The sequence below is a fragment of the Pedobacter sp. MR2016-24 genome (assembly GCF_026239655.1).
In the GTDB taxonomy this organism is placed as follows: domain Bacteria; phylum Bacteroidota; class Bacteroidia; order Sphingobacteriales; family Sphingobacteriaceae; genus Pedobacter.
Genome location: NZ_JAPIVO010000003.1, coordinates 711,388 through 723,893 on the forward strand (window position 1 = coordinate 711,388; position 12,506 = coordinate 723,893).

Sequence of the window (12,506 nt, forward strand, 5' to 3'; positions counted from 1 at the left end):
AGCAATGACAACAATAGAAAAAATAAAACTTGGTAAAGATGGTCCGCTTGTTTCCAAACTCGGATTAGGCTGCATGCGTATGTCTTCAACCTGGGGTGGTCCGGTAAATGATGAAAATGAAAGTATTGCTACCATTCAGGCGGCATTAGACAGCGGCATTAACTTCCTGAACACCGGAGACTTCTATGGGAACGGACACAATGAATTACTGATCAGCAAAGCCCTCAAAGGTCGCAGAGAGGATGCTTTTATCAGCGTCAAGTTTGGTGCAATCTTCCATAATGGTCAATGGATTGGGCTGGATCTTCGTCCCATTGCGATAAAAAACTTCATTAACTATTCTTTGGTACGTCTTGGAATTGATACCATTGATCTTTATCAGCCCTGCAGAATGGATAACAGTGTTCCTGTAGAAGATATAATCGGAACTGTTGCCGACCTGATCAAAGAAGGAAAGGTACGTTACCTGGGTGTTTCGGAAATTACTGCAGAGCAACTGCGAAAAGCAAATAGCATTCACCCAGTGACGGCTCTGGAGATAGGTTATTCATTAGCTGATCGCCAGATTGAAGCTGATTTGCTTCCTGCTGCTAAAGAATTGGGTATCAATGTAGTCGCTTTCGCCAACACTGCAGAAGGATTACTGACGGGTGAGATGAAAGCTCCCCTTGCGGAAAATGACTACCACAACCATTTCTCACGTTTTCAGGGAGATAATCTGCTGAAGAATCTGGAGAAAGTAGAGGTACTGAAAACGCTGGCGAAGGTAAAAGGATGCACACCAACACAATTAGCGATTGCCTGGGTAAATGCACAGGGCGATCATATCATGCCGCTGGTAAGCATGAGCCGCAGATCGCGCTTGCCGGAAAACATAAAGGCGATGGAAATCGTATTTACTGCTGATGAATTGAATATCCTGAATACAAATTTTGCTTCAGGATCAATACTGGGCAGCACATACCTGCAACGTTAACAAATCGGGGCTCTACTTGAAGCCCCGACTTTTTATATCTTTACGTAATGATCAATCCGACTGAAATAATTCCGGGCGTACTCTTTTATTCCTATTACTCATCGCTGAGGAAGGAAAAAGTAGCATTTCTGGAGCATAACATGCTGGTGTTACAGGTTTCAGGCCGTTTTACAATGGAAACTGCCAGCGAGAAGTTCTCTATGGAGCGGGGAGAGATGTTATTGATTCGCAGAAATCAATTGGGAGAACTTACTAAAACACCATTAAATGACGAGGGCTATCAAACCATCGTCATTTGTCTGAAAGAAGATTTACTTAGGCAGATTGTACTGGAGGAACAAATAGAAACCGGAAAAAAATACACCGGCCCTAATAATATCATTATTCCTGGAAATGATTTCCTGGATGCTTTTTTCAAATCGGTCATCCCCTACGTACGGCATTCAGAGCAAAACGTAACCAATGCTGTGGGTATGCTGAAAGTGAAGGAGGCTGTACTGTTGCTTCTCCATACCCTGCCCCATCTTAAGGATTTTCTATTTGATTTTTCCGAGCCTTACAAAATCGATCTGGAAAAATTCATGCTGAGTAATTACCATTTCAATATCCCCATCGAGAAATTTGCACGCCTTACAGGAAGAAGTCTCGCCGGATTTAAGCGAGACTTCCAAAAAATTTTCAATATGGCACCACGGGCCTGGCTGCAGGAAATAAGGCTGACTGAAGCCCGGCACCTGATCGAAAAAAAGCATAAAAAACCATCTGCTATTTATCTGGATCTGGGTTTTGAAAGCCTTTCACATTTCTCTCATTCTTTTAAAAAGAAGTTCGGCAAAACACCTACCCAGTGGTTAGTTTGAGATTAAGTTTTTGGTATTGGCCTGCGGCAGTATTCAGACCAGTCTATACCGGTTTTTTGTGCAGCCATAGTACCGATCATATTAGCATTGGTATTTATCGAATTCCACTTGTACCATTTAGTATTAACGCTTGCAGTACCGGACACACCATTAACTAAGCGCAAACGGTAGCTGAATTTCGCTTTCCGGGTAGCCTCTCCATTATAAAGAAAGTCATTATTGGTGATCACTGCAACAACAACTCCGTTTGCAGGCGGAGCAGTTAAATTCAGTACACATTCACCTTGAGATACATATGCACTGTAAACTGCATTCCCGGTCGTTGAACGGTAAACCAACTGGCAGGTCATGTGCTGCCCGATAGGCTGAAAGTTCACTTTAACCTGGGTAGCTCCGTTTTGGACCGTCAAAGGAATCTGATTGGCGCCCGACCAGCCCGGTAGCGTAACGGTATCTGGTTTGAGCACATTGTTAGTGTTTGTAGTTTTCGCGTAAGGCGTAACGATCCAGGGTGTTACCTGTTGCAAAGCGGGCTGCCATTCTTCGGCTATCGAACTGCCAAAGTTATTATCAATCAGGGCGGTGTACGCAGCACTCCATTCCCCCATATCTACTGTAGCCTGTTTTGCCCTGTACTCAGTAATCAGTCTCCGGGTCTGCGCCGCTCCTATTCCTTCAGAAAGCCCTTCCAGCACACGTTTCTGAGAGTACCTCCATAGCCATGGCACTGCTTTATTACCTAGCCTCAGACCAAGAAATGTAGGAAAAACACTACTGTACTGTTTACCGCCGAGTAACCTGCGCCAGGTGCATACCTGCTGATTTCCATTAAATAAATTTACACCTTCTGCAGACGGCCCGCCAAAACTTCCATCAAGCAACCAGCCGGAATAACATTCGATTGGCATAAAAGGCGCAATAGCATCACCGGCACCTAACCACCCAAGTGTACTGTAATTTCCATTCCTTGCCGCATCTGCTGTTTGCTGAAACCAAACGTTGCCACCTTCATGAAACCATGCCGCATTTTTCAATCCTTCATAATCTGCTAGTAATGCATGTATACCTTCATGGATCATCGCTGAACGCTGATTGGCAGCATCGGGGTAAGGACAGGAAGGGTCAAATGAATAAACCGGATAATATGATGCCAGTACAATAGGCCAGTTCTGTCCGTTATAATTTACGGCGCTCTGCCAGCCGCCAAGTGCCGTATTTGGCGCATTGTCGGTACACAATCCGGAACCGTAAAGGTATATGGATGAGTAGTAACCATTCCTTGCACGTTTATCCATCGGCCAGCCCATCGTGTCACGGAAATAGCTGAATTCTGCATCAAAATAATCAAGCATCGGCTGTATCGCTGCCGGAGTGACCAGGGAATTGGCATTTGGCCCCCATCTGAAACACCACCAGTCGCCCTTAAGTGTTCCGGCAACATTAGCACAATCGTTAAGTACCTGGGTTGGCGGATTCAATGCAGGGTACTCACTGGTGAAGTCATAACTGATGCCAGGGGAATAAACCGGCCATGAAAAAGGATCTCCGACCAGGGCCTGACTGGAGAGCGTAGTTTCTACTTCCTTAACTTCGAATTTTTTGCAGCTGTTAAATGACAAACAGAGCAGTGCACTTACAATTGTAATTGATAACGTTCTTTTCATAGTTGTAGGTTTTAATGAAAGATGAGATTACGATTTGAAAATATGCTGATAATTAAATGTGTATTCGACGCTTATTCAAATATAAAAATCAGCCATATACTTAACCTGCAACATATTAACATATTATAGTATATTTTTACCTCAACAAAATTACATGTTAACTATTTACACTGAATAATCCTTATTCATAACAAGTACATCAACTTAAAAAACATCGAATACATTACTAAAACACACAAAACACTGATAGACTTACATTTGAATGAAGCAACAAACACTTCAGCCTCTCCCGGCTATATTTTTTGGCTCTAAAAATGGAAATTAACATTTATCATATAAGTGAATGAATATTCACTTATATTTGTAGAAGAAAATAAACACATGCGTAAAAGAGACACGGATAAGGAAGATCTGGTAAAACAAACAGCTATCAAATTGATTGTAAAAAATGGACTTGAAGGCTTTAGCATGAATAAACTGGCAAAGGCCTGCAATATTTCTGTAGCGACACTATACATCTATTACAAGGATCGGGATGATCTTATCCTAAACATTGCGATGGAAAGTGGTAAACTAATGAGTGATACCATCATTAAGGATTTTGACCCAGAGCTAAGTCTTGAAGAGGGATTGAGGCAGCAGTGGAAAAACAGGTATAAGTTTATGACTGATCATCCCGGACTAAACCTGTTTTTTGATCAGTTGCGCAGCTCAAGTTACCAGGAAGAGTTTCTTTCTGGCTTTTTAAAGGAATTTAAACTGGTAATGGGCAAATTTATGCAAAATGTAATGGAACGCGGTGAAATAGAAGAGATGACCTTCGAGACTTATTGGGCTATAGCCTTTGCTCCTCTTTATGCATTGGCACGTTTTGATAATGAAGGAAAATCTTTAAGCGGTAAACCTTATCAGATGACCGACAAAGTGCTTTGGAAAACCTTTAACCTGGTTATCAAGGCATTAAAAAAATAAGAAAAAAATAATTGAATTGACCATCACGAGACCATTCACGTGATTAACATAAACAAAATGCAGGCACAAAAAAACATGCCGTTTTCCGGCTACCAAAAATTTGTAATATTCATACTCGCTATTACCCAGTTCACGGTGATACTGGATTTCATGGTCATGTCCCCTCTTGGTGATATGCTGATGAAATCGCTTTCACTTAAACCCCAGGCCTTCGGTTTTGCTGTATCTGCTTATGCATTCAGTGCAGGAATATCCGGCTTGCTGACCGCAGGATTTGCCGACAGGTTTGACCGTAAAAAATTGCTGCTGTTCTTCTACATTGGTTTTATTGTTGGCACCGTCTTCTGTGGACTGGCCCATACCTACCCTGTTTTGGTAGCTGCCAGAATTGTAACCGGTTTATTTGGCGGGGTGATCAGTTCGATATCAATGGCTATCATTACAGATCTTTTTACGTTACAGCAACGTGGTCGCGTAATGGGTTATGTACAAATGGGCTTTGGTGCCAGTCAGGTTTTGGGCGTACCTATAGGTTTGTACCTGGCTAACTTCTGGGGCTGGGAAGCACCATTCTGGATGGTAGCAGGTTTAAGCGTGCTGATTGCACTGCTGATTGCGGCACGTCTGCAACCGGTTACACAACATCTGGCTATACAAAATGATAAATCAGCATTTAAACATTTATGGCACACGCTTGCGAAAGGCAATTACCGTATAGGCTTTACAGCAACAGCACTACTATCAATTGGTGGTTTTATGATGATGCCTTTTGGAAGTTCCTTTGCGATTAATAACCTCGGACTTACAAATGCACAATTACCTATGCTGTTCATGGTGTCTGGCATTAGCTCTTTGATTATTATGCCGTTTATAGGAAAGCTAAGTGATAAGATAGACAAGTTTAAGATTTTTACTGTGGCCTCTGTCTGGATGTTCATCATGTGTGTGGTTTATACGAATCTAAGCGTTACTCCGCTTATTCTTGTGATGGTACTGAACGTCCTGATGATGATAGGGATTATGAGTCGTATGATTCCGTCGTCCGCATTAACCAGTGCCGTCCCGGAAATGTCAGACCGCGGTGCCTATATGAGCATCAACTCATCCCTGCAGCAAATTGCCGGTGGTGTAGCTGCAGCGGTGGCGGGCATGATCGTTACACAAAAAGGTAAAGGTGCACCACTGGAACATTACAATATCGTAGGATATACCATCGTCGGAATCTCCATCATCAGCATCCTGTTAATGATGCGGGTAGATAAGCTGGTAAAAAGAAAAACTGCAGATCAGAATGCAGTAATTCCTGAAGGGGATGTTGTATTGAGCGAAGGTTTTTAAACAGCTATCAGCGGATCAGTTCCTCTAATTCATTGCGATGATCTTCTCCCCATTGGGCAGTAGAACTAATTACGGGTATCAGGGTTTTTCCCAGAGAGGTTAATTCGTATTCTACTTTTAAAGGAAGTTCATCGTAAATGATTTTGGACAGGATACCATGATCTGTAAGCTGTTTAAGCTGCGTATCGAGAACCCTTCTGGATGCTTTGGGCAATTTCCGCTGCAATTCACCCGGACGTTTTATTCCCGAGTAAATACACCAGATCAGACTGATCTTCCATTTTCCATTGATTACTTCCAGAAACAGATGTAGTCCGCAATCTAAGGAAACTGGTATCTTTTTTTTGTACATCAGCAGTTAATTAGTCGCCAAATATAAGTCATACCAATATAATATCTGGTATAGATAAATTTAGCCATACTTGTACCTGATGATCTGTTTACACAATTTTGTACAATAAAATTAAGATCATGAAGTATAAGTTAATTGGAACTAAAACGGGTTTATATGGCAGCGAAATCATCTTAGGTGCCGCTATGCTGGGAACAAGAAAAGGATATGGAGCAAATGCGGAAGATTCGAGACTGATCTTAGCTGCTTATGCAGATGCAGGAGGAAACTTCATAGATACTTCTGATCGCTATCAGCTGGGTGAATCAGAAGAACTGGTGGGGAAATTCATTGAACATCAGCGAAGTAACTTTATCATTTGCTCCAAGTATACGCAAAGCAGCGAAGCTAATCCTGCCATAAGTAATTCCGGAAATCACCGTAAGGCAATGAAACAAGCAGTAGAAGCCAGTTTAAAGCGACTAAAAACAGATTATATCGACATTTATATGCCTCATTATGATGATGGGATAACTCCTCTTGATGAAATTATTCGTGGTCTGGAAGATTTAGTTAGTGCCGGAAAAGTATTGTATACAGGTCTGGCAAACTTCCCTGCATGGAAGGCCTCCGCTATTGCAAGTTCAACGCATTTAACAGCAATTCAGATCGAATACAACTTATTACAGCGCACTGCGGATCGTGAATTTATCCCCATGGCTGCACAATTTGGTTTAGCGACCATGATGTATTCACCGTTAGCGGGCGGCTTGCTGACAGGAAAATACCGTAAAGGGGAGCGCGGCAGACTAAACATGGGTTCAACAGCTGATTATAACGAAAATGAGCATACAGGAAAGGTTATTGATCAGCTTTTTACAATCGCAGCAGAATTAAATGTCACACCAGGTCAGGTAGCTTTTGCATGGGTTTTATCAAAGGGTGCTTTCCCTATAGTTGGCGCACGTACAATTCATCATCTTGATGATGGTTTGCAAGCCGCATCTGTTCAGTTAACTGCTGACCACATTCACCAGCTCAATGAACTGACAGTAGTTTCTTTAGGCTATCCCTATGATTTGCTGGCCACCGTGCAAGCCTAGTTCAGTTCGGGTTGTAAATGATACAGCCCGAATTGAACCTATTTATTTTTGCACCCAATCTTTTAATGTAATTACTTCTGCCTGGCGAATGAAAACTTTGTTCATCAGCACCTGATGTACTTCTTCATCCGCATCTTCACAGCAATCTGCTAATACAGAAATCACGTAATCTTTGTCGGCCGCCTCTCTTAATGTTGACAGTACTACTCCGCTGGTAGAAACGCCAGCCAATACGATATGTTGAATCCCCTGTGCCCTCAAAACAATTTCCAGATCGCTACCAGTAAACGCACTAACCCTCCGTTTATTCACGATGATATCATGAGACAAGGGCGCTATATCTGGATGGACTTTCATCAGTTCGTCCATATTAGGAGCGGAATAACGGTGTTTACTTCCGCCAAATATCTTGTTATGTAAACTAACTTCAGGTGCACCTGGCCTGAAGCCGACAACTGCATAAATAACGGGAATCTTTTTCTCGCGCGCACTGCGTATAGCTGCCGCTACATTGTTCAATATTGATTTGGTATCTTTTAATCCGGCAAGTACTGCCACCTGCATATCCATTATTAAAAGCGCCGTGTTTTGTTCCATTTTACAAGTTTAATAATTTGATAGCTAACATCTTTATTGAATAATACTATCCTGCTGTGCGTCTTGTATTTAAATTTTGCTGCCGCTAAATCGATAACATTTATGGAATATTATACTTTGGGTGATGAAAGATAGCATCTTTAGGTGACTTACAGAAGGTGACAGGGGTGCCAATGAATGGAAGTTCAAGCGTAAAATGGCCGTAAGTACAAGGCTTTCCGTCTGCTGCAGTACCCTAAATTTGTGTGATAGATGGAGATTGTGTTAGACTGACTATTAAAATTGAATGGAAAGGAATAAACAATGTCTTGAACCGCTGACACAAGGCGGTTGACTGGAGCCAGTTATTTTCTGGCAAGCTGATCTATTTTACGGATCATCTCCATGAATTCTTTTTTATTATATAGCCGGGTTAGGTACTGGATCTTACCTGTTTCATCTATAATTACGTTGCGCGTAACCCCGGCTTTACGTTCTGCAAACCGGCTAAAAATTTCCGCTCCGGGATCTAATGCGAGCGGATAGGTGATTCTCATATCCTGATGAAACTTTTTTACAACCTCTATTGGCTCATCCCTGTCTACTCCTATAAGAACAACATTCTTATCTTTATAGGCTTGCCAAAGATCTTTCTCAAGATAAGGCATCTCCTCTCTGCATACACTACACCAGGATGCAGTAAATTGAAGAACAACAATCTTTCCCCTAAGTGCTTTTAGATCCGTTTTAGTCCCGTTTTGTAAAACCAGTTCAAAGTTATCAGGTGCCTGATCCCCAATCTTCACCAGATATCCTCTGCCATCTTTTTGGGTACGAATTTCTTTATTTTCCTGTGCTTGAGCTGCAATTCCCAGGTACAGTAACATTGTTATCAATAATAGTTTCTTTCTCATCAGTTGTCAAAACAAGTAGCGTGTATTCGCTCAATCATTCGGATTAGTTCGTGCAGGATTTATTCTGCTGACATAAACATATACTAATTTAGTAGATTTAAAATTGATTTAACAATTTATTTTCAATTCCTGATCAATGGCTATGTGCGAAGTACTTATAGTGAGTTTTGACTGCAGACAAGCTTATTTTCCCAATACAAAGGCAAGTATGTATGATCTGCAGATTTTTATCGCGTAAATGAAACAATGTTCTACTCTCATTTTAGAATTACACCTATTTGAGTATATTTGATAGCCATACACCTTATAATAAAGGAATTAAAAATACCAATCAGACGAAAACAATATTACCTGAATGAAATATCTGGAGAAAATTCAAACCCTGCTGCCATTAGGTTATTTATATCTTATTGTTTTAGGCCTCTTGAAAGAATCTCTGCTCTATTATCCTTTAGGAATAAATATATTGAATTACTCCTCAATTACGGATATCCTGATCAGCCCGATAGCAGACCTTATTTCAAAGGTTGAGTTGATTATTGCTTTGATTATAATCTGTTTAATTTTATATGGCATACAAACTTTGCTGATCAGCTACAGAAACAGCAGATGGAGTCAAAAAATACTGCATAGATTTGAATTGGCACCAGAAACCAGCAAAAAGGAAATGCAAAAAGTTCTTTTCCCGGTCTTCGTCCTCCTTATTGCAATTGAACTATTGTCACTATTTGTTGGATATGGATTAGCGGGTGGTAAGATGTTATCAAAAAAGATCATCAACAGTGACTACACCTATAATTATAAACTCAATTTCAACTCCGGTAAATCTGAAGACATTTATGTATTCGACTCCAATAGTTCCTTTTATTTTTATGTCACAAAAGGAAGTTCAAATATTAAAATAGTGCCTGTAGCGAGCATCAATACTATTGAAATGATTGATAATCCGAAATTAAAAACAAACTAAGGCCTTCATCTCCTACAGCCATATTCCAAAATAGTCAGGCTGATATATGCGATCTTTATCTTCGTCTTAAAAACGTTGATGCGCTGATTTCCTGGTCCGTAAGTCACAGTCATTGTACTGTATTAAATGGATAGCAGGCTGATTTAAGCTTTTCAACGATCAATATCCTGAGTTCAACGATACAGAGAAGGTTTTCCTTGTCCCCCGCTATACTTTTGATCAACAAACAGTATAAAACCTTAAAAAAATCAGGATGGAAGCATTTAAAGAAATCACAATCGCAGGTGTTACAAAGCATATTTTCAGAATCCTGGAGAAACCAGTTATTTTTTTCCAGCATGCTCCCGTGCAATATATCCTCTTCAGGATTTACAGTATAGCCAGTCAAATTATCTTAATTATTTACAAATAAAAGCAGCTATAAGTGACTAAATATCTGCCCAGATTATCATTGCTGATATCTATCCATTCGTAACTCATCTGGCTGCGTTCTAAAAAATCTTTGATTGGCAATACCTCCGGAGAATCTGGTTTACCATAAAGTTTAAGTTTATTCATATTGTGTTTTCGATTAGAGGTTACCCAAGCTTATTCGATGATATCATTATTTGTTTTGCAGGCTTTTGAGATAAACCTGTGCCTCCTTGATGGCCTCATTACAGATGACTTCCAAACCGCAGATCAACTGTCCGAAATTTCTTTGATCACCTGAGAATTCAAGGTCATCCAGCATATGAACTGTTTTTTGCAACACGCCCATGATCGCCAGCGTTGTTCTCAAACTGTGTGCTGTTTTTTTAATCTGCTCATAATTCCCTGCTTTTAACGCCGTCCGGAGTGTCTGCATATCTTCAGGTATTCTATGGATAAAATGATTGGTAATCTTCCGCTCGTAATCCACGTTTCCCTTGCCCATATCTTTAAGGTAATCCAGATCCAGATAAATAAAAGGCTGAATAACATCTTCAACAATCAGGTTGGGAACAGTCAATTTTTCTATCAGCCCCAGCAATTCCTGCTCGTTTACCGGTTTTGAGATATAGTCGTTCATACCTATGCTAATACATTTCTCGCGCTCGCCAGACATCGCATGTGCGGTCATAGCAATAATAGGAATATCAGATTTAAGCTTCGACCTGATTTCAATTGTAGCAGAATATCCATCCATTTCCGGCATTTGAATATCCATCAGTACCAAATCAAAATAACCGATTTTCACTTTTTCTATAGCTTCTTTTCCATTAGAGGCTATAGCGAAAGAGAATCCCCAGTAAGCCAGTATATTGGCCATCAGATCCTGGTTCATCATATTATCATCTACAATAAGGATATGTGCGGAACGACTGATCGTATTGGGTTCCATCACCTGATGGTGAACGTTCTCTTCTGTTTGCTCCTCGTCAGAAGTGAGGTAAGGAATTTCGAATATAAATTCTGTACCCACTCCGGCTTTGCTGCTAACATCTATTGTGCCTTTTTGAATTTCCAGTAAATCTTTAACGATAGATAAACCGAGACCTGTGCCGCCGTAATTACGGGTAATGGAATCATCAGCCTGATTAAATCTTTCGAAGATACGTTCCAGTTTTTCATCTTTTATACCAATACCCTGATCGGCCACCCTGAATTTCAGGGTAATCATATTTCCATCCACTTTACCAATTGAAACAGTAATTTTTAATGATCCCTTCTCGCTGAATTTTAGTGCATTCCCCAGCAGATTAACCATGATCTGAGTTAAACGGGTGGCATCACCAATCAACGTTTCTGGTACGTCATCTTCAATTTCAGTAATATAACCCAGACCTTTAGCACGCACCCTTTCAGAAAAAAGGACTTCAACAGAATGCAGCAATCCACGGATGCTGAAAGGTTTATTTACAATCCGCATCATACCCGCTTCAATCTTGGAAATATCTAAAATATCGTTAATGATCGAAAGGAGATTTTCCCCGGCCTGCTGTATAGAGTTTATGTAGTGCTGCGACTGACGGTCGACATCCTGTCTCTGTAACAAGGTAGTAAAACCGAGGATAGAATTAAGTGGGGTCCGGATTTCATGGCTCATATTGGCCAGGAAGTTTTCTTTAATTCCAAGCGACTCTCTGGATTTACGCTCAGAATTATCCAGCTGATCAATCAGCAAAGTCCTGTTTCTGAACTGACGTGAGATAAACCAGCACAATGCACCACCACTTAAAAACAATAAGGCGATCAGGATATTCCCATAGGCTTTTGCCTTCAATCCGCTATCATTGATCTGTTTGATCAGTTTCTGCATCCGCATTTGTCTGCTGTTATAGATTTTGCGGGTGGTGCTGGTAATCTCATCAGAGGTAATTCTGGCCTGAGGGTTACCAATTGAAGTGGTATCATCCATTTTACCGGTACGGTTAAAAAGATCAATCAGGTGATTTTTAGTATTTACTTTTTCCTGAGCCAGAAAATTAAGCCTGTCCAGGTATTTTTTAACATAAGGATCCTCACTCCCATCATCAATGGAATCAAGATACATCCTTACCGCTTGTATCTTGGCTTCCACACCTTCCAGATGGGAAGTATCATCCGTTGCAATAGCGCCACGAATCCTGCTTTCTATACCAAGGATATCCCGGTCGATTTCACGCAAATGATTACTTGTCCGTAATTCTTCCAGTAATTCCTTATTACCCTCAATAAGGGTTTCCATATTTCCGGATGAACTGTACTGAATCATAATGAGCAAAGCCATTCCAACCACAAATGCAGAGAATATCAGGTAGTTGAATTTGCTGTCAGGCATAAAGGATTTATTTTTTTCCATAT

Annotated in this window: 12 protein-coding genes; 6 read left to right on the plus strand and 6 right to left on the minus strand. The window is 40.7% G+C overall.

Features of this window, described 5'->3' with window-relative positions:
- Nucleotides 1–4 precede the first annotated feature (4 nt).
- Together OQX62_RS10860 and OQX62_RS10865 are read left to right on the plus strand one after the other, a co-directional pair.
- The gene (locus OQX62_RS10860) at nucleotides 5–976 is read left to right on the plus strand and encodes an aldo/keto reductase (RefSeq protein ID WP_265831550.1); all 972 of its coding nucleotides are present in this window, start codon (nucleotides 5–7) and stop codon (nucleotides 974–976) included.
- A 47-nt stretch (nucleotides 977–1,023) separates the two neighbouring features.
- Nucleotides 1,024–1,836: a helix-turn-helix domain-containing protein gene (locus tag OQX62_RS10865; RefSeq protein WP_265831551.1), complete on the plus strand. Its 813-nt coding sequence runs from the start codon at nucleotides 1,024–1,026 to the stop codon at nucleotides 1,834–1,836.
- A gap of 2 nt (nucleotides 1,837–1,838) precedes the next feature.
- On the opposite strand, the gene OQX62_RS10870 is transcribed toward OQX62_RS10865, so the two are convergent.
- Nucleotides 1,839–3,500, minus strand: coding sequence for a hypothetical protein (locus tag OQX62_RS10870; RefSeq protein ID WP_265831552.1), 1,662 nt, complete (start codon nucleotides 3,498–3,500; stop codon nucleotides 1,839–1,841).
- A gap of 381 nt (nucleotides 3,501–3,881) precedes the next feature.
- On the opposite strand from OQX62_RS10870, the gene OQX62_RS10875 reads away from it, so the two are divergent.
- The gene (locus tag OQX62_RS10875; RefSeq protein ID WP_265831553.1) at nucleotides 3,882–4,472 is read left to right on the plus strand and encodes a TetR/AcrR family transcriptional regulator; all 591 of its coding nucleotides are present in this window, start codon (nucleotides 3,882–3,884) and stop codon (nucleotides 4,470–4,472) included.
- A gap of 57 nt (nucleotides 4,473–4,529) precedes the next feature.
- Nucleotides 4,530–5,810 carry an MFS transporter gene (locus tag OQX62_RS10880; RefSeq protein WP_265831554.1) on the plus strand — a complete coding sequence of 427 codons (1,281 nt, stop codon included), beginning with the start codon at nucleotides 4,530–4,532 and terminating at the stop codon, nucleotides 5,808–5,810.
- Between the two features lie 7 nt (nucleotides 5,811–5,817).
- On the opposite strand, the gene OQX62_RS10885 is transcribed toward OQX62_RS10880, so the two are convergent.
- A complete protein-coding gene (locus OQX62_RS10885) occupies nucleotides 5,818–6,162 on the minus strand; it encodes a winged helix-turn-helix transcriptional regulator (protein ID WP_265831555.1) in 345 nt (114 codons plus the stop codon).
- 119 nt (nucleotides 6,163–6,281) lie between these two features.
- Between OQX62_RS10885 and OQX62_RS10890 the strand changes: the two genes are divergently transcribed.
- Nucleotides 6,282–7,244: an aldo/keto reductase gene (locus OQX62_RS10890; RefSeq protein ID WP_265831556.1), complete on the plus strand. Its 963-nt coding sequence runs from the start codon at nucleotides 6,282–6,284 to the stop codon at nucleotides 7,242–7,244.
- A 42-nt stretch (nucleotides 7,245–7,286) separates the two neighbouring features.
- Here OQX62_RS10890 and OQX62_RS10895 read toward each other — a convergent pair whose 3' ends face one another.
- Complete coding sequence (locus OQX62_RS10895; RefSeq protein ID WP_265831557.1) at nucleotides 7,287–7,841, minus strand: cysteine hydrolase family protein; 555 nt, start codon at nucleotides 7,839–7,841, stop codon at nucleotides 7,287–7,289.
- Between the two features lie 344 nt (nucleotides 7,842–8,185).
- Nucleotides 8,186–8,734, minus strand: a complete 549-nt coding sequence (locus tag OQX62_RS10900; protein WP_265831558.1) for a peroxiredoxin family protein — start codon at nucleotides 8,732–8,734, stop codon at nucleotides 8,186–8,188.
- A 355-nt stretch (nucleotides 8,735–9,089) separates the two neighbouring features.
- Between OQX62_RS10900 and OQX62_RS10905 the strand changes: the two genes are divergently transcribed.
- Nucleotides 9,090–9,701 carry a hypothetical protein gene (locus tag OQX62_RS10905; RefSeq protein WP_265831559.1) on the plus strand — a complete coding sequence of 204 codons (612 nt, stop codon included), beginning with the start codon at nucleotides 9,090–9,092 and terminating at the stop codon, nucleotides 9,699–9,701.
- 402 nt (nucleotides 9,702–10,103) lie between these two features.
- On the opposite strand, the gene OQX62_RS10910 is transcribed toward OQX62_RS10905, so the two are convergent.
- The gene (locus tag OQX62_RS10910) at nucleotides 10,104–10,259 is read right to left on the minus strand and encodes a hypothetical protein (RefSeq protein ID WP_265831560.1); all 156 of its coding nucleotides are present in this window, start codon (nucleotides 10,257–10,259) and stop codon (nucleotides 10,104–10,106) included.
- A 46-nt stretch (nucleotides 10,260–10,305) separates the two neighbouring features.
- Entirely contained in the window at nucleotides 10,306–12,504 is a 2,199-nt protein-coding gene (locus OQX62_RS10915) for a response regulator (protein WP_265831561.1), read from the minus strand.
- Between the last annotated feature and the right edge of the window lie 2 nt (nucleotides 12,505–12,506).

Coding starts and splice junctions, on each gene's coding strand:
- OQX62_RS10860 (WP_265831550.1), top strand. CDS start 5: ATGACAACAATAGAAAAAATAAAACTTGGTAAAGATGGTCCGCTTGTT.
- OQX62_RS10865 (WP_265831551.1), top strand. CDS start 1,024: ATGATCAATCCGACTGAAATAATTCCGGGCGTACTCTTTTATTCCTAT.
- OQX62_RS10870 (WP_265831552.1), bottom strand. CDS start 3,500: ATGAAAAGAACGTTATCAATTACAATTGTAAGTGCACTGCTCTGTTTG.
- OQX62_RS10875 (WP_265831553.1), top strand. CDS start 3,882: ATGCGTAAAAGAGACACGGATAAGGAAGATCTGGTAAAACAAACAGCT.
- OQX62_RS10880 (WP_265831554.1), top strand. CDS start 4,530: ATGCAGGCACAAAAAAACATGCCGTTTTCCGGCTACCAAAAATTTGTA.
- OQX62_RS10885 (WP_265831555.1), bottom strand. CDS start 6,162: ATGTACAAAAAAAAGATACCAGTTTCCTTAGATTGCGGACTACATCTG.
- OQX62_RS10890 (WP_265831556.1), top strand. CDS start 6,282: ATGAAGTATAAGTTAATTGGAACTAAAACGGGTTTATATGGCAGCGAA.
- OQX62_RS10895 (WP_265831557.1), bottom strand. CDS start 7,841: ATGGAACAAAACACGGCGCTTTTAATAATGGATATGCAGGTGGCAGTA.
- OQX62_RS10900 (WP_265831558.1), bottom strand. CDS start 8,734: ATGAGAAAGAAACTATTATTGATAACAATGTTACTGTACCTGGGAATT.
- OQX62_RS10905 (WP_265831559.1), top strand. CDS start 9,090: ATGAAATATCTGGAGAAAATTCAAACCCTGCTGCCATTAGGTTATTTA.
- OQX62_RS10910 (WP_265831560.1), bottom strand. CDS start 10,259: ATGAATAAACTTAAACTTTATGGTAAACCAGATTCTCCGGAGGTATTG.
- OQX62_RS10915 (WP_265831561.1), bottom strand. CDS start 12,504: ATGGAAAAAAATAAATCCTTTATGCCTGACAGCAAATTCAACTACCTG.